This is a genomic window from Rugamonas rubra (assembly GCF_900114705.1).
In the GTDB taxonomy this organism is placed as follows: domain Bacteria; phylum Pseudomonadota; class Gammaproteobacteria; order Burkholderiales; family Burkholderiaceae_D; genus Rugamonas; species Rugamonas rubra.
The window spans coordinates 554686-575274 of record NZ_FOTW01000004.1 but is presented as its reverse complement, the minus strand read 5'-3'; the positions used below and the strand labels follow the sequence as shown (position 1 = coordinate 575274).

Annotated in this window: 18 protein-coding genes; 7 read left to right on the top strand and 11 right to left on the bottom strand. The window is 67.5% G+C overall.

What is annotated here, in order from left to right; translation table 11 throughout:
• Together BM252_RS02595 and BM252_RS02590 are read right to left on the bottom strand one after the other, a co-directional pair.
• A partial coding sequence (locus tag BM252_RS02595) for a transposase (RefSeq protein ID WP_217429860.1) occupies positions 1-233 on the bottom strand: 233 nt, incomplete at its 3' end.
• Between the two features lie 223 nt (positions 234-456).
• A complete protein-coding gene (locus BM252_RS02590) occupies positions 457-1380 on the bottom strand; it encodes a hypothetical protein (RefSeq protein WP_093383308.1) in 924 nt (307 codons plus the stop codon).
• Between the two features lie 517 nt (positions 1381-1897).
• On the opposite strand from BM252_RS02590, the gene BM252_RS02585 reads away from it, so the two are divergent.
• Positions 1898-5743: a hybrid sensor histidine kinase/response regulator gene (locus BM252_RS02585; RefSeq protein WP_093383187.1), complete on the top strand. Its 3846-nt coding sequence runs from the start codon at positions 1898-1900 to the stop codon at positions 5741-5743.
• Positions 5744-5892: 149 nt separating this feature from the next.
• Here the strand turns inward: BM252_RS02585 and BM252_RS02580 are convergent, their stop codons facing one another.
• Both BM252_RS02580 and dgt read right to left on the bottom strand, forming a co-directional pair.
• Entirely contained in the window at positions 5893-6522 is a 630-nt protein-coding gene (locus BM252_RS02580; protein WP_093383184.1) for an ANTAR domain-containing response regulator, read from the bottom strand.
• A gap of 124 nt (positions 6523-6646) precedes the next feature.
• A complete protein-coding gene (gene dgt / locus BM252_RS02575; protein WP_217429859.1) occupies positions 6647-7897 on the bottom strand; it encodes a dGTP triphosphohydrolase in 1251 nt (416 codons plus the stop codon).
• A 230-nt stretch (positions 7898-8127) separates the two neighbouring features.
• Here dgt and BM252_RS02570 point away from each other — a divergent pair, with 230 nt between their 5' ends.
• Positions 8128-8895 (top strand): substrate-binding periplasmic protein, encoded by a 768-nt coding sequence (locus BM252_RS02570; RefSeq protein WP_093383181.1) that lies wholly within the window; start codon positions 8128-8130, stop codon positions 8893-8895.
• A gap of 10 nt (positions 8896-8905) precedes the next feature.
• On the opposite strand, the gene BM252_RS02565 is transcribed toward BM252_RS02570, so the two are convergent.
• From BM252_RS02565 to BM252_RS02555, 3 genes are read right to left on the bottom strand one after another with little or no spacing between them, the layout of a single operon-like run.
• Positions 8906-9187 carry a helix-turn-helix domain-containing protein gene (locus BM252_RS02565; RefSeq protein ID WP_093383178.1) on the bottom strand — a complete coding sequence of 94 codons (282 nt, stop codon included), beginning with the start codon at positions 9185-9187 and terminating at the stop codon, positions 8906-8908.
• 33 nt (positions 9188-9220) lie between these two features.
• Positions 9221-9928 (bottom strand): anti-sigma factor, encoded by a 708-nt coding sequence (locus BM252_RS02560; protein ID WP_093383175.1) that lies wholly within the window; start codon positions 9926-9928, stop codon positions 9221-9223.
• Positions 9925-10515: a sigma-70 family RNA polymerase sigma factor gene (locus BM252_RS02555; protein WP_093383172.1), complete on the bottom strand. Its 591-nt coding sequence runs from the start codon at positions 10513-10515 to the stop codon at positions 9925-9927. The genes BM252_RS02560 and BM252_RS02555 overlap by 4 nt, the downstream gene beginning before the upstream one ends.
• A 145-nt stretch (positions 10516-10660) precedes the next feature.
• Here BM252_RS02555 and BM252_RS02550 point away from each other — a divergent pair, with 145 nt between their 5' ends.
• The 4 genes from BM252_RS02550 (at position 10661) to BM252_RS02535 (ending at position 15031) form a co-directional block, all read left to right on the top strand.
• Positions 10661-12151, top strand: coding sequence for a DUF4331 domain-containing protein (locus tag BM252_RS02550; protein WP_093383169.1), 1491 nt, complete (start codon positions 10661-10663; stop codon positions 12149-12151).
• Between the two features lie 31 nt (positions 12152-12182).
• Complete coding sequence (locus BM252_RS02545; protein WP_093383166.1) at positions 12183-12440, top strand: hypothetical protein; 258 nt, start codon at positions 12183-12185, stop codon at positions 12438-12440.
• 108 nt (positions 12441-12548) lie between these two features.
• Positions 12549-13763, top strand: a complete 1215-nt coding sequence (locus BM252_RS02540; protein WP_093383163.1) for a tetratricopeptide repeat protein — start codon at positions 12549-12551, stop codon at positions 13761-13763.
• A 152-nt stretch (positions 13764-13915) separates the two neighbouring features.
• Positions 13916-15031: a HupE/UreJ family protein gene (locus tag BM252_RS02535; RefSeq protein ID WP_245774048.1), complete on the top strand. Its 1116-nt coding sequence runs from the start codon at positions 13916-13918 to the stop codon at positions 15029-15031.
• A gap of 109 nt (positions 15032-15140) precedes the next feature.
• On the opposite strand, the gene BM252_RS02530 is transcribed toward BM252_RS02535, so the two are convergent.
• Both BM252_RS02530 and BM252_RS02525 read right to left on the bottom strand, forming a co-directional pair.
• Positions 15141-16679 (bottom strand): acyl--CoA ligase, encoded by a 1539-nt coding sequence (locus BM252_RS02530; protein ID WP_093383157.1) that lies wholly within the window; start codon positions 16677-16679, stop codon positions 15141-15143.
• Positions 16680-16729: 50 nt separating this feature from the next.
• A complete protein-coding gene (locus BM252_RS02525) occupies positions 16730-17740 on the bottom strand; it encodes a 2-dehydropantoate 2-reductase (RefSeq protein ID WP_093383154.1) in 1011 nt (336 codons plus the stop codon).
• Between the two features lie 275 nt (positions 17741-18015).
• Here BM252_RS02525 and oxlT point away from each other — a divergent pair, with 275 nt between their 5' ends.
• Entirely contained in the window at positions 18016-19332 is a 1317-nt protein-coding gene (oxlT, locus tag BM252_RS02520; protein ID WP_093383151.1) for an oxalate/formate MFS antiporter, read from the top strand.
• 61 nt (positions 19333-19393) lie between these two features.
• Here oxlT and BM252_RS02515 read toward each other — a convergent pair whose 3' ends face one another.
• Positions 19394-19636, bottom strand: a complete 243-nt coding sequence (locus BM252_RS02515; protein WP_093383148.1) for a hypothetical protein — start codon at positions 19634-19636, stop codon at positions 19394-19396.
• 2 nt (positions 19637-19638) lie between these two features.
• A complete protein-coding gene (locus BM252_RS02510) occupies positions 19639-20400 on the bottom strand; it encodes a hypothetical protein (protein WP_139236247.1) in 762 nt (253 codons plus the stop codon).
• Positions 20401-20589: the final 189 nt, after the last annotated feature.

Below are 20589 nucleotides of genomic sequence, written 5' to 3'. Positions count from 1 at the left end.
ACCGTTCCGGCACGCAGGCTGGTTTGATGCCGACAGGCGCCGCACTGCCAGTAGCGCAGTTCCCGCCGCTTGAATTCGTAAGCGGCGCCATGGCCGCAGCAAGGGCAGATGAATCCCTGTGGCCACCGCGCCTTGATGAACGCCGCCTCGCATTGCTCCTCGGTACCGTAATCGCGCAAGAACGCAGGCAGCGACAGTCCCTTCTGAAACTGAATCCCGTTGATCGTCATCATCATCCCCTTCAGTGGCTCTGCCATCCTGATAGGTTTGACTCAACTGGAGTGGCAAAGTTCTGACGAACGAACATAATCAGGTATAGCCATATTTCGGCGGCCACCATTTTTTAAAAAAATATGAAAGCAGCTCCTTCAGTGGGGCAAAGGCCTTAGTGATTATAGTTAGAATTTCCAAATCGCAACCTCACAAAAACTCCTTCGACAAGACATCAATAAAAAATTATAGCATTAGAAATTTATTATATTTCTCAGGAAGAAGATCGAAACCGCCCCACCCAACGTCCTCAATGCTTAACCCCATGCCACTTGTGGTAACCCGACCATATGACAGAACGATCCTCCCCACAGATTTATCAGAAAGACCCCGCTCTTTCGATACTCCTTCTAAAGTTTTAAGCGTGAAATCCTGAACATCTGGGTTACAAGTAATGCGAGTCATGCGCACGTTATGGTCGTATCCTTTACCTGCGACAAAGGAACCTTGGATAATGCCGAAGTAGAGTTTTGGCGAATCATCAGTATCAGTTACATCGGCGATATCATGTAGAAGGCCATCCAAACGTATGGCATAGGTCATACCCGGAAAGACGTAATATTTCTTCAAATTCTCATCGAATCCACGGCAAATCCCTCGCACAGTCTTAACCTTACTTGGCAACGGAAAAGTTTCACCAGTGTGGCGAGAAATAGCTACCTCAGAAAGTGGGCCATCAGGGTTTTCGACTGCTGTTTCATCATACTCGCCGGCCGGACCAGGTGGCAGCTCTGGCTTTTCTGATATAAAGCCTTGGACAACAACGAGATTCCCAGCATCTATGGCCCTGCTAGCTTCCTCAAAAGTATCGTAGCGTTTTCCTTCCGGCCGCTTCGTTCTGTGTACGCATGGAACGTGCTCATATCTAGGGAGATGCCTGAAATGCGCGTCCCGCTTGTTTGAGAAGTGTTCTTTATCATGAGGCACCCGGTTGAGATTTGTTTTGCAAGTAGCACAAAAAATATGCCCCTGCATCGTCTTTTCGTATTCATCCGGCGGAACCTTTTTACCATTGGCTTCCAGCACGGTGGAGATGCCATGTTCAAACGTCCACCCATGCAAATACAGGGCGTATTTTATTTTATGACTTGCAGTCTTCGCAGTAGCCATCATATCTCCAGACGATTTAAGTAAATCAAGTAGTAAAAACTTTTATTACCCCCTGAACAACCTTGGAAAGGCTGAACTAGTCTACTCTTAAATTCCTCTGTTTTCCATATGGCAATCATCTCTGCCGGCAATCTTTACTACAAATGCCGTTATCTGAACAACGCGGCTGCGATCAGCAAGCTGAAATGATGGATGCAGCGATAGCAGCAACACTCTCGACAATAGGAAGCGCGGCCAACAATGCAGTCACGACAGGTTTGATTTGCACCATACACGAGCGAGTCGACTTCTTCATCTCCCGCGAGCGCACTGCGTTGCGTACGGCCGTCCGGTTGTAGGAATATGTGCTGTAGTAGCGAATCCGGCTGTGTCCAACTGACAACATCAATTGCCGGATCGTCCAGCCGGCGGGCTGCCGCCGACGCCGGTTCTGCGCTATATTGACAGCGCCCGCCGCCCGCCCGCCGCACCCGCGACGCCAGCAGACGGCAAGCTTGTCAATCAGGAAACCCGTCCGATGTACCGTCCCGTCGTGGCCGCCCCGCCCCTGCCCCAGCTGCTGCAGTTCCTCCCGCTGTACTTCCTGCTGGCAGGGATGGCCGTGTGGCTGGAGCGCCAGCCGGGCCAGATCGGCACGCTGTGGTTCGCCGCCGCGCTGGGCGCCGCCTGGCTGCTGCGCCAGCCGCCGGCCCAGGCGCCGCTGCTGCTGCTGGGCGCCCTGTGCGCCGAGCTGCTGGCCCGCCTGGCGCTGGGCGACAACGCCGGCCACGCCGCGCTGGCCGCCCTGCCCGCCACGCTGGAGATGGCGCTGGCGGCGGCCCTGCTGCGCCGCGTGCCGGCCCGCTACCAGTTCGACGCCAGCCCACAGGGCTTCCTGCTGCTGCTCCTGCTGGGCTGCTGCGCGCCGCCACTGCTGGGCGCCACGCTGGCCGCCTGGTGGCGCCAGCCGGCCCTGTTCGAATCCTTCGGCAACGCCTGGGGCCTGCACTACATGGGCGCCACCATCGGCGCACTGGCCATGCTGCCGCTGGCCCGGCTGGCGCTGCGCCCCGGCCCCTCGCTGGCGCAGCGGCTCGGCGCGCTGCACATCGGCCTGCTGGCCCTGCTGGCCCTGGCCACCTGCGGCGGCGCCCTGCTGTACATGCCCTTCCCCTTCATGGCCATCGTCGTGCCGCTCACCTGCGTCGCGCTGGCGCTCAGCTTCGAGCACCTGGCGCTGCTGTCGTGGATGTGCGCCGCCGTCTGCGGCGCCATGCTGTCCTGCGGCTTGTTCCTGCCGCCGCCGATCTACGGCCGCTGGCAGGAGGCGATGATCTACGTGCCGCTGCTGGCCGTGCTGGTGCCGCCGCTGATGCTGGCCGTCAGCATCAACCAGGTGCGCCGCAAGGACGCCCAGCGCATCAAGGTGGAACGCGAGCTGGAACGCAACCACCAGAAGCTGCAAACCATCATCGACCACATGCCGGCCCTGGTCGGCTACTGGGACCGCAGCCTGATGAACGGCTTCGGCAACCGCGCCTACCTGGAATGGTTCGGCAAGACGCCCGAGCAGATGCGCGGCCGCCACATCCGCGAGGTGATCGGCGAGGAGCGCTACCGCCTCAACCTGCCGCACATGGAGGCGGCGCTGCGCGGCGAGAGCCCGCTGTTCGAGCGCACCATCGTCGGCGCCGACGGCGCCACCCGCTACAGCCTGGCCTCCTACGTGCCCGACGTGGTCGACGGCAAGGTGATCGGCTTCTACGCCTTCGTCACCGACATCAGCCCGCTCAAGCAGGCGCAGCGCCAGCAGCAGGAGGCGCGCACCCAGTTGCAGGCGGTGATCGACTCGGCCAGCGAGTTCTCCATCATCACCACCGACCGGGCCGGCCTGATCACCCTGTTCAGCCGTGGCGCCCAGCGCATGCTCGGCTACAGCGCCGAGGAGCTGGTCGGCCTGCACACCCCGCTGCTGCTGCACCTGGCCGACGAGATGGCCGTCCACGGCGCCGCGCTGGCCGCCGAGCTGGGCCACCCGGTCGAGGGCATGGAGATCTTCGTGGCGCGCGCCCGCCTGGGCCAGGCCGACCTGAACGAGTGGCACTACCGCCGCAAGGACGGCTCGCGCGTGCCGGTGCGCCTGGTGGTGACGGCGATGCGCGACGCCGACGGCGCCATCGTCGGCTTCCTCGGCATCGCCAGCGACATCACCGAGCAGCGCCAGCTGCAGGACTCGCTGGTGATGTCGAAGGAGCTGGCCGAGGCGGCCAGCCTGGCCAAGAGCGAGTTCGTCGCCAACATGAGCCACGAGATCCGCACCCCGCTCAACGCCGTGCTGGGCATGGCCTACCTGCTCGACACGCCGGCCCTGGCGCCCGAGCAGCGCCGCTACGTGGCGATGATCCGCGCCTCCGGCCGCTCGCTGCTGAGCATCCTCAACGACATCCTCGACTTCGAGAAGGTCGAGGCCGGCCGCATGGAGCTGTCGCCGCTGCCGTTCCGCCTCGACGAGGTGCTCGGCACGCTGGCCAACATCATGACCGTCAACGCCGCCGGCAAGCCGCTCGACCTGGCGCTGGGCCTGGCGCCGGACGTGCCGCGCGCCCTGGTCGGCGACGGCGGCCGGCTGCAGCAGGTGCTGGTCAACCTGGTCGGCAACGCCATCAAGTTCACCGCCGAGGGCGAGGTGGCGCTGTGGATCGAGCGGGTGGCGCAGCGCGCGCCCACGCCGGGCCGGGTGCTGCTGCGCTTCTCGGTGCACGACACCGGCATCGGCATCGACGCCGCCCAGCAGCAGCGCCTGTTCGGCGCCTTCGCCCAGGGCGACTCGTCGATCTCGCGGCGCTACGGCGGCACCGGCCTGGGCCTGGTGATCTCGCGCCGCCTGGTCGAGCTGATGGGCGGCCACCTGGAGCTGCACAGCGCCGCCGGCCAGGGCAGCGAGTTTTCCGTCACGCTGCCGTTCCGCCTCGGCAGCGACGAGGCGCTGGCCGAGGCCGGCCCGGTCTGGCCGGCGCTGCGCCTGCTGCTGGTGGGCCCGCCGCGCACCAGCCGCGACTACCTCGACAAGACGCTGCGCGCCTGGCAGGCGCAGGTCGACACGGCCGACAGCGGCCCCGAGGCGGTGGCCCGGCTGCACGCCCGGCTGGCCGGCGGCGGCGGCTACGACGCCGTGCTGATGGACTGGCAGATGGCCGACATGGACGGCGTCGCCACCATGCAGGCGCTGCGCGCCCTGCTGCCGGGCGGCGCCCTGCCGGTGCTGCTGCTGGTCGACGCCGCCGCCCACGGTGGCCTGATCGGCCAGCCCGGCGCCGCCGAGGCCGACGCCGTGCTGGTCAAGCCGCTCACCGGCAGCGCCCTGCACGAGCTGCTGCGCCGCCTGCTGGCCGGCGAGGCCGCGGCGGCGCCGGCGGCCGGCGCCGAGCCGACGCCGGCCGCGCCGCTGGCCGGCGTGCGCCTGCTGCTGGTCGAGGACAACGCGCTCAACCAGATCGTCGCGCGCGGCATGCTGCAGCAGGTCGGCGCCAGCGTCACCCTGGCCGAGGACGGCGCGGTGGCGCTGGAGCGCCTGCGCGCCGGCCCGGCCGACTTCGACCTGGTGCTGATGGACATCCAGATGCCGCAGATGGACGGCTACAGCGCCACCCGCGCCATCCGCGCCCAGCTGGGGCTGGACCTGCCGATCCTGGCGATGACGGCCGGCGTGACGCAGAACGAGCAGCGCCAGTGCCTGGCCGCCGGCATGAACGACGTGGTGGCCAAGCCGATCGAGCTGGAGCGGCTGCTGGCCGCCATCGGCCGCCAGCTGGGCGGACGCGGCGCGGCCGGCCAGCCGGCGGGGACGGCGCGGAGCGCCGGGGTGTCGACGGCACGGAGCGCCGGGGCGGCGGCGGCACGGAGCGCTGAGGCGGCGACGGCGCGGAGCGCCGGGGCGGTGGCAGCACAGGCCGCCGGGGCGGTGCCGGCGACGGGCGCGGCGCTGCCGCCACTGCAGGCACCGCCGGCGGCCGCGCCGAGCGCCGACGGCGCCACCGCCGACGGCCTCGACCAGCTGTTCCAACTGGGCGGCGGCGACACGGCCTACGCCGACAAGATGCTCAGCCTGATCGAGCAGACCGTCGAGCGCGCCGGCGCCGAGCTGGCCCAGGCGCGCGACGCCTGGCGCGACGAGCGGCGCGACGACAGCATGCGCCAGTTGCATTCGCTGCGCGGTTCGGTCGGCATGTTGGGGGCCAAGCAGTTCGCCGCGCTGTCGCTGCTGCTCGAGCAGGCCATCGCGGCGGGCGACCGCGACCAGGCCGAGCGCCACTTCGGCGCCGCCGAGGCGGCGCTGCGGCCGACCCTGGCGGCGGCGCGCCGGTGGATCGAGCGCCAGCGCTAGCGCTAGCGGGGCAGGATGTGGTGGTGTTCTTGAAGGCGCCGGCGGCGCCACCACACCCCGAGGCCAGGAGGGGTCAGACCCCGTACAGGGTCTGACCCCGGGTTTGCGCCTCGGGGGTACGCATGCGCAGCCTACCGGCCGGCGGGCGATCAGCCGCCGGACTTGCCGCGCAACAGGGTGCGGAAGGCGTTCGACATGTCCTCGGCGTCGAGCAGCGTGGCGGCCACGTCGTTGACCTTGCGCCGGTTCGAGCGCGAGTAGGAGCGCAGCGCGTCGAAGGCGCTGTCGCGGTCGGTGTGGAACTTGGCCATCAACATGCCCACCGCCATGCTGGTCTCGCGCCCGGCGGCCAGCGCGCTGGTCAGGCTCGACTCGCGCCCGCGCAGGCGCTTGATCTCGTCGGCGCGGCCCAGCGCCGTCTCCACCGCCGGCACGATCTGGCTGATGTCGAAGGGCTTGACCAGGTAGCCGACGGCGCCGTGCTCGGTGGCCTGGCGCACGATCTCCGCCTCGCCGCGCGCCGAGATGAACATGAACGGCGTCGCCGTGGCGGCCTGGAAGTGCTGCGCCAGCTCGATGCCGGACATGCCCTCCATGACCACGTCGAGGATGGCCAGGTCGGGGCTGAACTCCAGCTCGACCTGCAGCGCCTCGGCGCCGGAGCTGGCCTCGGCCGTCTCGTAGCCGGCCTGGCGCAGCACCTGGCCGATGGTCGTCAGGGTCAGCATATCGTCGTCAACCAGCAAGATGCGGCGCTTGGGAATCGGGTTCGTAGTCATTGATATGTTTCCTGGATGGGGATCGAAGCGGGCTTGGGCGGATTGCTTAGGCTTATTATAAGGGCCGCCGCCGCCGGCCGGATTTGTCTTATACAAAAGCGTAACAAATCCGCGACGGCGGCCGTCAATCCTCCGGCGCGCGGAAGTAGATGGTCTCCAGCGAGCCCTTGCCGAAGTAGCGCTCGTACTCCTGCGCGGCGAAGGAGTCCATCATTCCGGCGATGTAGTCGACCACCAGACGCGCCTGCGGCGCGTCGACCCGGCGCAGCTCGGCCGGCAGCAGGATGTTGTTCTTGTTGTAGCGGGTGTCGGTCAACACCTCGTACAGGCCACGGATGATCTTCTCGCCGCGCTTCTCGTACAGCTGCACGTCCTTCTTGCGCAAAATGGCCTGGAACAGCAGCGTCTTCAGCCCCACCGCCAGCGCCTTCTTCGAGCGGTAGCCCAACTCGACACCGTGGCCGTGGCCGTGGTCGACCAGGCCGATATCGCGGCACAGCTCGTTGACGATGGTCGAGGTCAGCTCCTTGCGCAGCACGATCGCGTACTCCTCCGAGGTCTGGTGGGTGATCGACTTGAGCGCCTCCTGGTGCGCCTGCTCGGCGATGCGCGAAAAATCGTCGTAGGCGCCGTTGAACTTGGCGCTGATCTTGAACTCGTGGCCGATCTCGCCGATGGTGATGATGCGCGCGCTCAGCGCGTCCTCCAGGTCGTGCGCGGCGTAGGCGATCTCGTCGGACAGGTCCATGATCTGCGCGTCGATGCTCTTGCGTACCGTCACGCCGTGGCGGGCCAGCTCGCCGCTGAGGAAGGCGTGGTCGTCGTCGAACAGGAACTTGGTCGAGTTTTCCTCGCGCGTGTGGAAGTACTTGGTGATGCCGAACAGCGTGCGCACCGTCAGGTTCAGGCCCTCGTAGGAGTGGTGCTTCTTCTCCAGCGTGCGCAGGATGCGGAAGGCCTGGGCGTTGCCCTCGTAGCCGCCGTAGCCCTCGCTCAGGCTGTCGAGGATCTTCTCGCCGTAGTGGCCGAACGGCGGGTTGCCGATGTCGTGCGCCAGCGAACAGGTCTCCGACACCACGCTCTGTTCGAGTTCCAGGTCGGCGGCGATGCTGCGCGCCAGTTGCGCCACCTCCAGGCTGTGGGTCAGGCGGTTGCGGTTGAAGCGGCTGGCGTCGATGCCGAGCAGCTGCATCTTGCCCTGCAGCCGGCGGAACGAGGACGAGTACAACACCCGCGCGTAGTCGCGCATGGTCTCGTCGCGGCCGACGGCGCGGCGGTCCGATTGCGCGGTGACGCGGTACTCCAACTTGCGCACCAGCGCCTCCTGCTCCTTGGCGTAGGCGATGGTGTCTTGGTCGTATATTTTTTCGTCCATGTCTGCTCCAGTAAGGCGGTCTGCTCTTTGCTGGGCTGATTGTAACTCCTTCCAAGGCCATCCCGGGCCGCCGTCGGCGCCCGCGTCGGCGGCGACTACGGCAGCAGAAATTCTATTTTGAATTGTCTGTTTTTTGTCAATTGGCTGCTTTTGGCCCAGCGCATGCGGCACAATACGCCATGCCATTACGGCATGCCTGTTCAATGTCGTAGCCGCCTCCGGACGTTTTTATGCAACGCAAGATCCTCGCACCACTGTTGGGCCTGCTGCTGGGCCTGCCTCTCGCCGACTGCCGGGCGCAGCAAGTGGTGATCGGCGCCGAGGACGACTGGGCGCCCTACTCGTCCAACGTCGACGGCCAGGCGCGCGGCTTCGCCGTCGACGTGGTGCGCGAGGCCTACGCGGCGGTGGGGCTGAAGGTGACGTTCAGGGTGCTGCCGTATGTGCGCTGCATGGCCATGGCGCGGCTGGGCGAGATCGCCGGCTGCTTCGACGCCGTGCCCAACCACCTGATCGCCGAGCGCTACCTGTGGCACGATAAGCCGCTGTTCAGTACACGGATGAACGTCTACGCGCTGGCCGGCTCGACCGAGCACGGCCTGCACGCCCGCGACTTCGAGGGCAAGACGGTGGGCGTCACCCGCGACTACGAGTACGGCGACGAGTTCGACCTGAACCAGAAGATCGTGCGCGAGGTCGGCACCAAGAACGAGCAGGGCTTCCGCAAGCTGCTGGCCGGCCGCATGCAGTACATGGCGGCCGAGGAGCGCATCGCCAGGGCGCTGTTCGTGCGCTACCCGGCCCAGTTCTGCGGCAAGTTCAAGGAGGTCGGCACGGTGGCCACACCGGGCCTGTACATCGCCTTCAGCAAACACGATCCGGCCGCCGCCGGCCACCTGCACAAGTTCAACGAGGGCTTCGCGCTGCTGCACAAGAGCGGCCGCTACAAGGCGCTCGAAGCGCGCTGGTTCGCCGCGCCGCCGTCGCCCTGCCGCTGAGGGCGGCGGTTCAGGCCAAGGTCAAGCCAACCTTACAGCCAACGCGTGTGGCCAAGGTGACCAAGATGTCCAGACTAAAACTATCGCGCGTGCCGCCCATCAACTCGGCGAGCTGAGGCTGGGCAATTCCAAGCGCCGTTGCGGCCTGCACAGGATTCCAATTCTTGTCCGCAATCACCTGGCGCAGACACGCGATCAACTCGGCGCGCAGCGCCAACAACGCCGCCTCTTCGGGCGGAAAGCCCAAGTCGGAAAAAACGTTGCCGCTCGAATCAATAATCTTGTTTTTCATCACACACACTCCGTTTTGGTTTAAGCGCTGCGGCTACATCACCCGCAGCCAATTGCCCTTGTAGAGGATGGGGCCGGTCGGGCCGCCGGCGTCGGGCGAGCCGCCCTTCGGCTCCAGGCTGACCGCCAGCAGCGCGACGTCGGCGCCGATGGCGCCGGGCGGCAGCGCCAGCCGGTTGTCGGCGCCGGCCAGCACGCCCAGCGAACGCGGCGCGCCCTGCTTCGGCACGGCCCACAGCTGCAGCGTCTTGTCGGCGGCCACCGGGGCCGCCGACAGCACCCGCACGGTGAGCGCGCGCCGGCTGCTGTCGGCCGTCAGCAGCAGCGCCGTGCGGGCCTGCTCGTCGCTCAGCGTGGCGATGTAGTTGATGCGCGGCGCCTCCGGCGGCCGCAGGCCCAGCACCAGCACCAGCACCAGCAGGGCCGCCACGGCGCTCGACGCCAAGCCCAGCCCGCGCCAGAAGACCAGCGAATCGTTGCGCCAGAACTGCCACCACGCCGCCGCCGGCGGCAAGTTCAGCCGCTGTTCGATGCCGCGCCAGACGCGCGCGTCCGGCGCCCGCGCCGGCGCGAACTCGGCCAGCGGCGCCAGCTTCTCCTGCCACTCGACGACCAGCCGGCGCAACGCGGCGTCGTCGTGCATCCAGCCCTCGAAGCGGCGGCGCGCGCCGCCCTTCAGCGTGCCCAGCGCGTATTCGGCGGCCAGCTTGTCGCGCAGCGGGGCGTTGTCGCGGATGTTCATGCGCGCTCCAGTTTGGCCAGGCAGTTGCGCAGCTTGTCCAGGCCACGGCGTATCCACGTTTTGACGGTGCCCAGCGGCAGCGCCAGTTGCGCCGCCACCTCGCTGTGCGACAGGTCGTGGAAGTAGGCCAGGCCGATGGCCTGCCGTTGCAGGCCCTCCAGCGCCGCCATGCAGTGCGCCAAGGCCTTGGCATCGCCGCTCAGTTGCAGCGCCTCGATCGGCGTGGCGCGGGGGTCTTGTAGGGCGTTCATGACTTCGCCATCAAATTGTTCACTGTCGATTTCCACGTTGGCGTCGCTGCGGCGCAGCAGGTCGAAGGCCTTGTTGCGCACGATGGTGGCCATCCAGGTCATGGGCGCGGCCAGCTGGCTTTGGTAGCCGCCGGCGTTGTGCCAGATGGCGACGAAGCTCTCTTGCAGCGCCTCCTCGGCCAGCTCGCGCTTATGCAATATACGCAGCGCGAAGCCGAACAGTTTCGCCGAAGTAGCGTCGTACAGCGCGCGGAAGGCCGCCGCGTCGCGTCGCGCCGCGCCCAGCAGCCAGGCGCGCAGCTGTTGCGGATCTTGCGGATGGGAATGTGGATTCATCACGGTTCGCCTGCTCGAGTGTGCATTAAAAAAGTACCACATCCACCGCACCGCAGGGCGGCCAATCCGTTTGAATCCGATGCGCGTCAAGCCGCGTATATGCCCCTACAGCAGATCGCTGGTCAACCGAATCGGGAGGATTGAAATGTCCACATTCACACTACGGGCGCTCGCCACGGCGCTCATCGGCAGCCTGGCCGGCGGCGTCGGCACGGCCGCCCTCGCCTCCAGCCACCGCGAGGCGCCCTTCATCACGCAGAGCCCCAAGGTCGACGGCACCGACTTCTACCTGTTCCGCAGCTACGAGCCGGGCCGCGCCAACTTCGTCACCTTGATCGCCGACTACGTGCCGCTGCAGGACGCCTACGGCGGCCCGAACTACTTCAGCATGGACCCGAACGCGCTCTACGAGATCCACATCGACAACAACGGCGACGCCAAGGAGGACCTGACGTTCCAGTTCCGCTTCACCAACACCAACAAGGACGGCAAGTTCAACGTCGGCGGCAAGCAGGTGTCGATTCCCCTGGTGATCAACGGCGGGCCCATCGACAGCGTCAACCCGGCCGGCCTGAACGTGCGCGAGACCTACGCCGTGACGCTGGTGCGCGGCGACCGCCGGGGCGGCCAACGCGCCGCCGTCGTCAACACCGACAGCGGCAGCGCCGTCTTCGACAAGCCGGTCGACAACATCGGCAACAAGGCTATCCCCAACTACGCCGCCTATGCCGCCAAGCACGTCTACAACATCAACATCCCCGGCTGCGCCACGCCGGCGCGCATGTTCGTCGGCCAACGCAAGGACCCGTTCGTGGTCAACCTGGGCGAGACCTTCGACCTGATCAACATCAAGGCGCCGGCCACCGAGTTCGCCGCCAACGCCGAGCGCGCCGCCCGCGACGACCTGGACGACAAGAACGTCACCGCGATCGCACTGGAGGTGGCCGCCGCCTGCCTGACCGGCGGCGCCGATCCGGTGATCGGCGGCTGGACCACGGCCAGCCTGCGCCAGGGCCGCCTGCTCAATCCGCTGCCCAAGGGCGGCCCGGCCGCCTTCGAGGGCGGCGCCTGGAGCCAGGTGTCGCGCCTCGGCATGCCGCTGGTGAACGAGCTGGTGATCGGCCTGAAGGACAAGGACCACTTCAACAGCAGCAAGCCGTCGGCCGACGCGCAGTTCGCCACCTACGTCACCAATCCGACGGTGCCGGCGCTGGTCGAGCTCCTGTTCGGCAAGGCGGGCGCCAAGGCGCCGACCAACTTCCCGCGCAACGACCTGGTGACGGCCTTCCTCACCGGCGTGAAGGGCTTGAACCAGCCGGCCAAGGTGACGCCGGCCGAGATGCTGCGCCTGAACACGGCGGTCGCGCCGCTGGCGATGGGCGCGCAGAACCGCCTCGGCGTCATCGAGGGCGACAACGCCGGCTTCCCCAACGGCCGCCGGCCCGGCGACGACATCGTCGACATCACGCTGCGCGTGGCGATGGGCAAGCTGTGCATGCTCAACATCGGCTGCGCGCCGGCCGACGCGCCGGCCGGCGGCCTGCACTTCACCGACGGCGCCTACCTCGACGACGGCGCCTTCGGCGCCGCCTTCCCCTATCTGAAAACGCCGATCGCCGGCTCGCCGCAGCAGTGAGCCGGCGGTCTGATCTGAACAGGAGAGCACCATGAAAACACACAGCTTGATAGTGGCGCTGGCCGTGGCCACGGTCTTGGCCGCCTGCGGCGGCGGAGCAGGCAACGGACAGGCGGACATGAAGCCGCCCGCCACCGATCCCGGCATACCCGTCCCGCCTGTGCTGGACGCCTTCTTCGCCGCCGTGCAGGCGCTGGTCGGCGACAGCAGCGACACCGCCGAGCCGGCGGCAGTCGATACCGTCGCCGTCACCATGCCGGAAGACGGCGAACCGAGGCCGCTGAAGTAGCGCGAAGCACGACGGCACCCACCGCGCCGGCATCGATCCGCGTCGACGCCGGCGCCGGCGGGCGCAAAGCAAAGCAACGCAACGCATTTCATTTCATCAGGACCGACCATGGCACATTCAACCATTCACGCTCTGGCGACCTTGCTGGCATTGGCGGCATTGGCGCCAGCGCCGGCATCCCAAGCCGCGCCCTACATTCCGGCCAACGGCAGCCAAGTCGTCGAGCTGCTGCCGCGCCGCGCCGACGCCACCCAGCGCGAGCTGCGCGAGTTGCGCGACTCGCTCAGCGCGCATCCCGCCAACCTGGCGCTGGCCACCGACCTGGCGCAACGCTACATCGCGCTGGGCCGCGCCAGCAGCGATCCGCGCTACCTCGGCTACGCGCAGGCGGCGCTGGCGCCGTGGTGGCGCCTGGCCGCGCCGCCGCCCGAGGTGCGCCTGCTGCGCGCCACGCTGCTGCAAAGCGCCCACCATTTCGACGCCGCGCTGGCCGACCTCGACCAAGTGGTCGCGGCGCGGCCCAAGCTGGCCCAGGCCTGGCTGACGCGCGCCACCGTGCAAACGGTGCGCGGCGACTACGTCGGCGCCACCGCCAGTTGCGCCCGCGTCTCCGCGCTGGCCAACGAACTGGTCGCCGTGACCTGCCTCGCCAACGTCGGCGCCGTCACCGGCCGCGCCCAGCACAGCGAGCAGCTGCTGGACTTGACGCTGCAACGCAGCGCCGGCGCGCCGCCCGAGGTGGCGGTGTGGTCGCTCACGCTGCTGGCCGAAATGGCCGCCCGGCGCGGCGCCGCCGACGTGGCCGAGACGCGCTTCCGCCGCGCGCTGGCGCTGGCCCCGCGCGACGGCTACCTGCTGGGCGCCTACGCCGACTTCCTGCTCGACCAACAGCGGCCGGCCGAGGTGCTCGCCCTGCTGCGCGAGCACACTCGCGTCGACGCCCTGCTGCTGCGCCGCGCCCTCGCCCTGGCCTTGGCCCTCACCTCGCAGCAGACGCCAAACATGGCAGCCGCGCTGGCCGCCGACGTGAGCGAGCTGGCCGCGCGCTTCGACGCCGCGATGCGGCGCGGCGACAACTTCCACCAGCGCGAGCAGGCGCGCTTCGAGTTGTCCCTGCGACGCAATGCCAGCGCGGCCCTGGCACTGGCGCGGCAGAACTGGCAGGTGCAAAAGGAACCGGCCGACATCCGCATCTACCTCGACGCGGCGCTGCATGCGCACAATGCCGGCGCGGCGCGGCCGGTGCTCGACTGGATCGCCGCCCACGGCAGCGAGGACGTCGCCATCGCCCGGCTAGCGCGGCAATTGAAAGGCGGTGTGTGATGGGCCATTTGCGCAGAGGATGGGCGCTGCCGACATCGACGGCGGTTGACGAATACCGTGCGGCGAGCGGCCCGCACAAGCCACCGTCGTCGCCGGCGCTGCACGCTCGGCAGCGTTTTCTACACTTGCCTCGCTTGCCGCAGTTGCCGCAGTTGCTGCACTTACTGCTCCTGCTGCTTCTGCTGTGCTGCCTCGCCCCGCCCGCCCACGCCCACAAGCCCAGCGACAGCTACCTGTCGCTGACCGTGGACGGCACGCACATCGACGGCCAGTGGAACATCGCGCTGCGCGACCTGGACTTCGCCATCGGCCTGGACGGCGACGGCGACGGCCGCCTGACCTGGGACGAGATCCGCGCCCACCACCCGGCCATCGCCGCCTACGCGCTGCGGCACCTGACGCTGGCCAGCGCGCAGGGCGCCTGCACCGTCGCCGTGGTCGAGCAGCTGATCGACCGCCACACCGACGGCGCCTACAGTGTGCTGCGGCTGCGTGCCGACTGCCCCGGCGCCATCACCGCGCTGAGCGTCGGCTACCGCCTGTTCGCCGAGCTCGACCCGCAGCACAAGGGCCTGCTGCGCCTGGTCCACGACGGCCGCACCAGCAGCGCCATCCTCGATCCGGAACACGCGCGCCAGACCTTGTCGCTGGCCGCGCCGGACCGGCTGGGCCAGTTCGCCGCCTACGTCAAGAACGGCGTCTGGCATATCTGGATAGGCTACGACCACATCCTGTTCCTGCTGTCGCTGCTGCTGCCGGCCGTGCTGGCGGCGCCGGGCGCGCCGGCGGCCAGCCTGCGCGCCGCCTTTGTCGACGTGCTCAAGGTGGTCAGCGCCTTCACACTGGCGCACTCGCTGACACTGACCTTGGCCGGCCTGCAACTGGTGGCGCTGCCCTCGCGCTGGGTCGAGTCGGCCATCGCCGCCTCGGTACTGCTGGCCGCGCTGAACAACCTGCTGCCGCTGTTCCGTGGCCGCCGGCCGCTGGCCGCCTTCGCCTTCGGCCTGATCCACGGCTTCGGCTTCGCCAGCGTGCTTGGCGACCTGGGTCTGGCGCGGGCGTCGCTGCTGAGCAGTCTGTTGGGATTCAATCTGGGGGTGGAGGCGGGCCAGTTGTGCATCGTCGCGCTGTTCCTGCCGCTGGCCTTCGCGCTGCGCGCGACACGCCTGTATCGCGGCGTGTTCAGCGGCGGCTCGGCGGCCATCGCACTGCTGGCCACTGTGTGGCTGGTCGAACGCGCCTTCGACCTGCGCCTGCTCGGCGGATGAGGCCGCAGTGTTGTGGCGCCCGCCATGAAGTGTTCCGTTTTGTCGTCACCTTTCTAGAAGTGGAGACAAAATGGAACATGCTCCATGCCGGTAGGTGGCCGCCTTCCGGCTAGCCGCCCTGCCCCAGCCCCAGCTTCTCGGCCAGGCCGATGCGCTGCAGCTTGCCGGTGGCGCCCTTGGGGATCTCGTCGAGGAAGACGATCTTGCGCGGCACCTTGAAGTCGGCCAGGCGGATCGCGGCGAACTCGCGCAGCTCCTTCTCGCTGGCGCTGTGGCCCTCGTGCAGCACCACCGCCGCGCCGACGTCCTCGCCCAGCTTGTCGTGCGGGATGCCGAAGGTGACCACCTGCTGCACCGCCGGATGGTCCATCAAGATCTCGTCGACCTCGCGCGGCGAGATCTTCTCGCCGCCACGGCTGATGATCTCCTTGAGCCGGCCGGTGATGCGCACATAGCCCTGCTCGTCCATCACGCCCTGGTCGCCGGTGCGGAACCACTGGCCGACATAGGCCTCGGCATTGGCCTTCGGGTTGTTCTCGTAGCCGGCCGTGACGTTGGCGCCGTGGATGACGATCTCGCCGGTCTCGCCGGCCGCCAGCAACTGGCCCTGCTGGTCCATGATGGCCACCTCCGGGCCGGCCGCCAAGCCCACCGAGCCGGGCACGCGCAGCGCCGGCGGCAGCGGGTTGCAGGCCATCTGGTGCGCCGCCTCGGTCATGCCGTAGGCCTCGATCAGCGGCGCGCCGAAGGCCGCCTCCAGCTCGGCGATCACCTGTGGCGGCATCGACGCCGACGACGAACGCAGGAAGCGCAGCGGGTTGGCCAGGATCACCGCGCTGTTCTGCGGCGCGCGCGCAAGGATGGTCTGGTGCATGGTCGGCACCGCCGTGTACCAGCTCGGCTTGGCCTCCTGCATCCAGCCGAAGAACTTCAGCGCGTTGAAGCCGGGCGTGCAGAACACCGCGCCGCCGGCCGCCAGCGGCGCCAGCAGGCCGGCGATCAGGCCGTGGATGTGGAACAGCGGCATGATGTTCAGGCCGGTGTCGGCGGCGTCCAGCCGCAGCGAGGCGCCGACGTTGCGCGCCGAGGCGCACACGTTGGCCTGGGTCAGCGGCACGATCTTCGGCCGCGAGGTGGTGCCGGAGGTGTGCAGGATCAGCGCCAGGTCGCCGGCGGCGGCGACGCTGGCCGGCGCCGCCACCAGGCCGGCCGGATCGGCCTTGAGCGGGCGCAGGCGGAAGGCGCCGGCGCCCTCGTCCGACGCCAGCAGCTCGAGCACCAGGATGCCCAGCTTGTCGGCCACGGCCAGCGCCGCCGACTCGCTGCCGTGTTCGACGATCAGCGCCTTGGCGTTCAGGTCACCCAGGTAGAACTCGAACTCCTCGGCGCGGTAGCCCGGGTTGAGCGGCGCGGCGCAGGCGGCGGCGGCGACGCCGACGAAGGCGCTGGCCATCTGCGGCCCGTTCGGCAGCACGATGGCGACGCGGTCGCGGCGGCCCACGCCGAAGGCGTTGAGCGCGGCGACGGCGGCCGCCGTGTTGCGCCGCAGCGCGGCGTAGCTGAGCGGCTGCGCCAGCGGGGCGCGGATGGCGACGGCGTCGTCGGCGCCGCTGTGCAGCAGCTCGGGGATGGTGGTGTAGGCGGACATGGCGGCTTTCTAGGTAGAGGAATTCGGGATGGCGGCCGGGCTAGCTTAGCTCAACGGTCGGCGGGGGCGATGCGCAGGCTGCCGTGCTGCCCCTGCACGCTTTGTGCCAGCAGCGCGGCAAGGGCGTGCACGGCGGCGATGGTCGGCGTCGGCGTGTCGGTCAGGCGGCCCATTTCGAGCACGCTGCCGACCAGCGCGGCCAGCTCCATCGGCCGGCCGGCCTCCAAGTCCTGCAACATCGAGGTCTTGTGCTGGCCGACCGCCGCCGCGCCGTCGATGCGCCGCTCCAGCGACACCTTGAAGACGACGCCGAGCTGCTCGCCGACGCGCTGCGCCTCGCGCATCATGTCGGCGGCCAGCGCGCGGGTCGGCGCGTAGGCGCAGATGTCGGCCAGCGTGGCGTGGCTCAGCGCGCTGATCGGATTGAAGCTCAGGTTGCCCCACAGCTTGACCCACAACTCGCTGCGGATGTCGGCGCTGATCGGCGTCTTGAAGCCCACCGCGCGCATCGCCTCGGCCAGCGCCTGGATGCGCGGCGTGCTTTGGCCGTCCAGCTCGCCCAGCGAGAAGCGGTTGCCCTCGATGTGCCGGACCACGCCGGGCGCCGCCATCTCGCAGGCCGGGTAGACGATGCAGCCGATGACGCGCTCGACATCGAGCGCGGTCGAGACCACGCCGCCCGGATCGACCGCCTCGACGCGCTGGCCCTCGTGCGGCCCGCCGTGTTTGTGGAAGTACCACCAGGGCACGCCGTTCTGCGCCGTGACGATGATCGTGTCCGGCCCCAGCAGCGCCGGGATCTGTGCCGCCACCGGCGCCAGCTGGTGCGCCTTCATGGCCAGGACCACCACGTCCTGCGGCCCCAGCTCGGCGATGTTGTCGCTGGCGCGCAGCGCGGCGCGCGACTCGCTGCCGTCCGCCTGGCGCAGCACCATGCCGTGCCGGCGCACCGCGTCCAAGTTGGCGCCGCGCACCACCACGCTCACCTCGTGCCCTCCCTGCGCCAGCCTGACGGCCAACAGGCCGCCGATGGCGCCGGCCCCCACCACACATATCTTCATATTTCCTGACATTCCCATTGATCGACGGCGCGCGGTCGCGGCCAGCTTAGCACAGGGATTCTAGCGCGCTGGTCGCTTCTTTGCTTGCATTAAAAGCAAAGTGGCCCAAAAGCAACAATTTTCCACGAAATGAATTATTTGCAATTAATTTCCATTGTTAAACATTGCTTTTTATACTATCGTTGACCGACTCACCCCGTTCGCGCGGGGGCGGGTCGACGCGGCGCCTCCAGCCCGCGTCGCGCCGTCCGCCACTCCAACCAAGGATACACAGCATGACTACACTGACTCAAGTGCGGCAAGCCGACGCCGGCGCGCCCGCGCCACGCCGCTGGCTGCAGCTCATCATGGGCATCGTCTGCATGGCCATGATCGCCAACCTGCAGTACGGCTGGACCCTGTTCGTGCTGCCGCTGGAGCAGAAATACCACTGGGGCAAGGCGGCGATCCAGGTCGCCTTCACCATCTTCGTCGTCACCGAGACCTGGCTGGTGCCGGTCGAGGGCTACCTGGTCGACCGCTTCGGCCCGCGCATCGTGGTGATGGTCGGCGGCGTGCTGGTGGCCATCGGCTGGGTGATGAACTCGATGGCCGACAGCCTGCCGCTGCTGTACGCGGCGGCCGCCGTGGGCGGCGTCGGCGCCGGCGCCGTCTACGGCACCTGCATCGGCAACGCCCTCAAATGGTTCCCCGACCGCCGCGGCCTGGCCGCCGGCCTGACGGCGGCCGGCTTCGGCATGGGCTCGGCGCTGACCATCATCCCGATCTCGGCGGTGATCAAGGACAGCGGCTACGAGACGGCCTTCTTCTACTTCGGCCTGGCCCAGGGCGCGGTGGTGTTCGTCCTCGCCTTCTTCCTGCGCGCGCCGCTGGGCGAGGCGCTGCGCGGCGCCGCCAAGGTGGCGCAGAGCGCGGTGAGCATGAAGTGGAGCGAGATGGTGCGCACGCCGGTGTTCTGGGTGCTGTACCTGATGTTCGTGCTGATGGCCGTCGGCGGCCTGGTCGCCACCGCCCAGCTGGCGCCGATCGCCAAGGACTTCGCCATCGCCGACGTGCCCGTCTCCATCCTCGGCCTGACCCTGCCGGCGCTGACCTTCGCGCTGTCGCTCGACCGCATCCTGAACGGCCTGACGCGGCCCTTCTTCGGCTGGGTGTCCGACCAGATCGGCCGCGAGAACACCATGTTCATCGCCTTCGGCCTGGAGGCGGTCGGCATCGTCCTGCTAAGCCAGTTCGGCCACGACCCGTTCTGGTTCGTCGTGCTGACCGGCCTGGTGTTCTTCGGCTGGGGCGAGATCTACAGCCTGTTCCCGTCGACCTGCGGCGACACCTTCGGCAGCCGCTACGCCACCACCAACGCCGGCCTGCTGTACACGGCCAAGGGCACGGCGGCGCTGCTGGTGCCGTTCAGCAGCCTGATCACCGCCGCCACCGGCAGCTGGCACACGGTGTTCTACGTCGCCGCCGGCATGAACGCGCTGGCCGCCGCGATGGCCCTGCTGGTGCTCAAGCCGCTGCGCGCGCGCATGCGCAACCTGCGCCCGGTCAAGCCGGAGATGCTGGTGGTGCACGGCGCCAGCGCCAACGGCTGAGCCTACAACGACACTTGGTTTGGCGGAACAGGGAACGGCGGCCCAAAGCCGCCGTTTGCCGTTAACTCGACGGCTTGCGCGTCAAACGGAATTCCGGCAAGTCGATGGCGCCGGGACCAAACAACGCTTCCAAACGGTCGAGCGGAATAGCTTTCCCACTCAGGACGGCGCGGATTACCCCATCCGATGGCAATACTTCCCCCTCAATGGGGCGCTTGTTGGCGACGAGCTTGGCACGAAACTCGGCGGCGGCAAGCTTGTAGGCTTTGCCGGCATCCGTCGGAGGGTTTTTTACGCGAGTCATGATTAGTCTCCCGCCAGATTCTTGTATAAATAGTGTAGCAGAATCGACCAAGAGCGGCTCCCGGGTGCCAGATCGAAACGCATTGCCCGCGCCGTGCCATTGTGGCACCACCAGTCCGCTTCGAGCGTCAAAATATCCTGCACCGTGTGGCAATTCGCCAGTCCGTTGATGGGCCGCCGGTTCAACTCAACGGCATTGACCTCGGCATCGAAACCAAATTTCGGCCACACCAGGTAACCGACAAAGGCATCGGAATGCTCTGGCGGCAGAGGTCCGTGACCGGCCGCGAACAAACTGATCCACTCAAAGCCCAGGCGGAACGCTGTCACCGCCATCAAACCGAACGCCACGGTGCCCAGCCGTTCCGGTGCATGCTCGGCCAACATCATCCTGTGAATGTGAAGCGCGTCCAACCAAACCTCCGGACCGGCTTCGCCTCGATAGACGATGGCGCTGTTCTGTTCACCTTCGGCCAACAGTGGGCTTGCCGACCGCACGTCCAACCCCGCCGGAGTACCTTGATTTTCTCCCACGGCCAAAGCCCACACTACTGAGCCATCTGGAATCATGAATAGGCGTCCGCATCTGACTTCGTCAAGCTCGAGCTTGCCAACGTTCAACGTATCAATCGTCAAGGCCGTCAGGCGGCCCCCATCACGGCTGTACAGCTCGCCTTGGAAGTACACACGAGCAATCTCATGCTGTAGAAGAATCGCTTCCACACGCCGTACGTTCAAGTCATCAAATTTCTTGTCAGTCGCCATTGAGAAGCTCCGCTCCAGACAATCCATGCTAGCGGCTTACGTGGGTTAAGGCATGACGGCTGTCAGACACTTCACGAAGGATCGGACCGCTGTTTTCGACTGCGTTGCAGGTCGCCAGTTTTCCCCGGCATGCAATCGCAAGAAACGGGGTGCCGCCATCGTTCTACACCGCTAATCTACTGCTTCTTT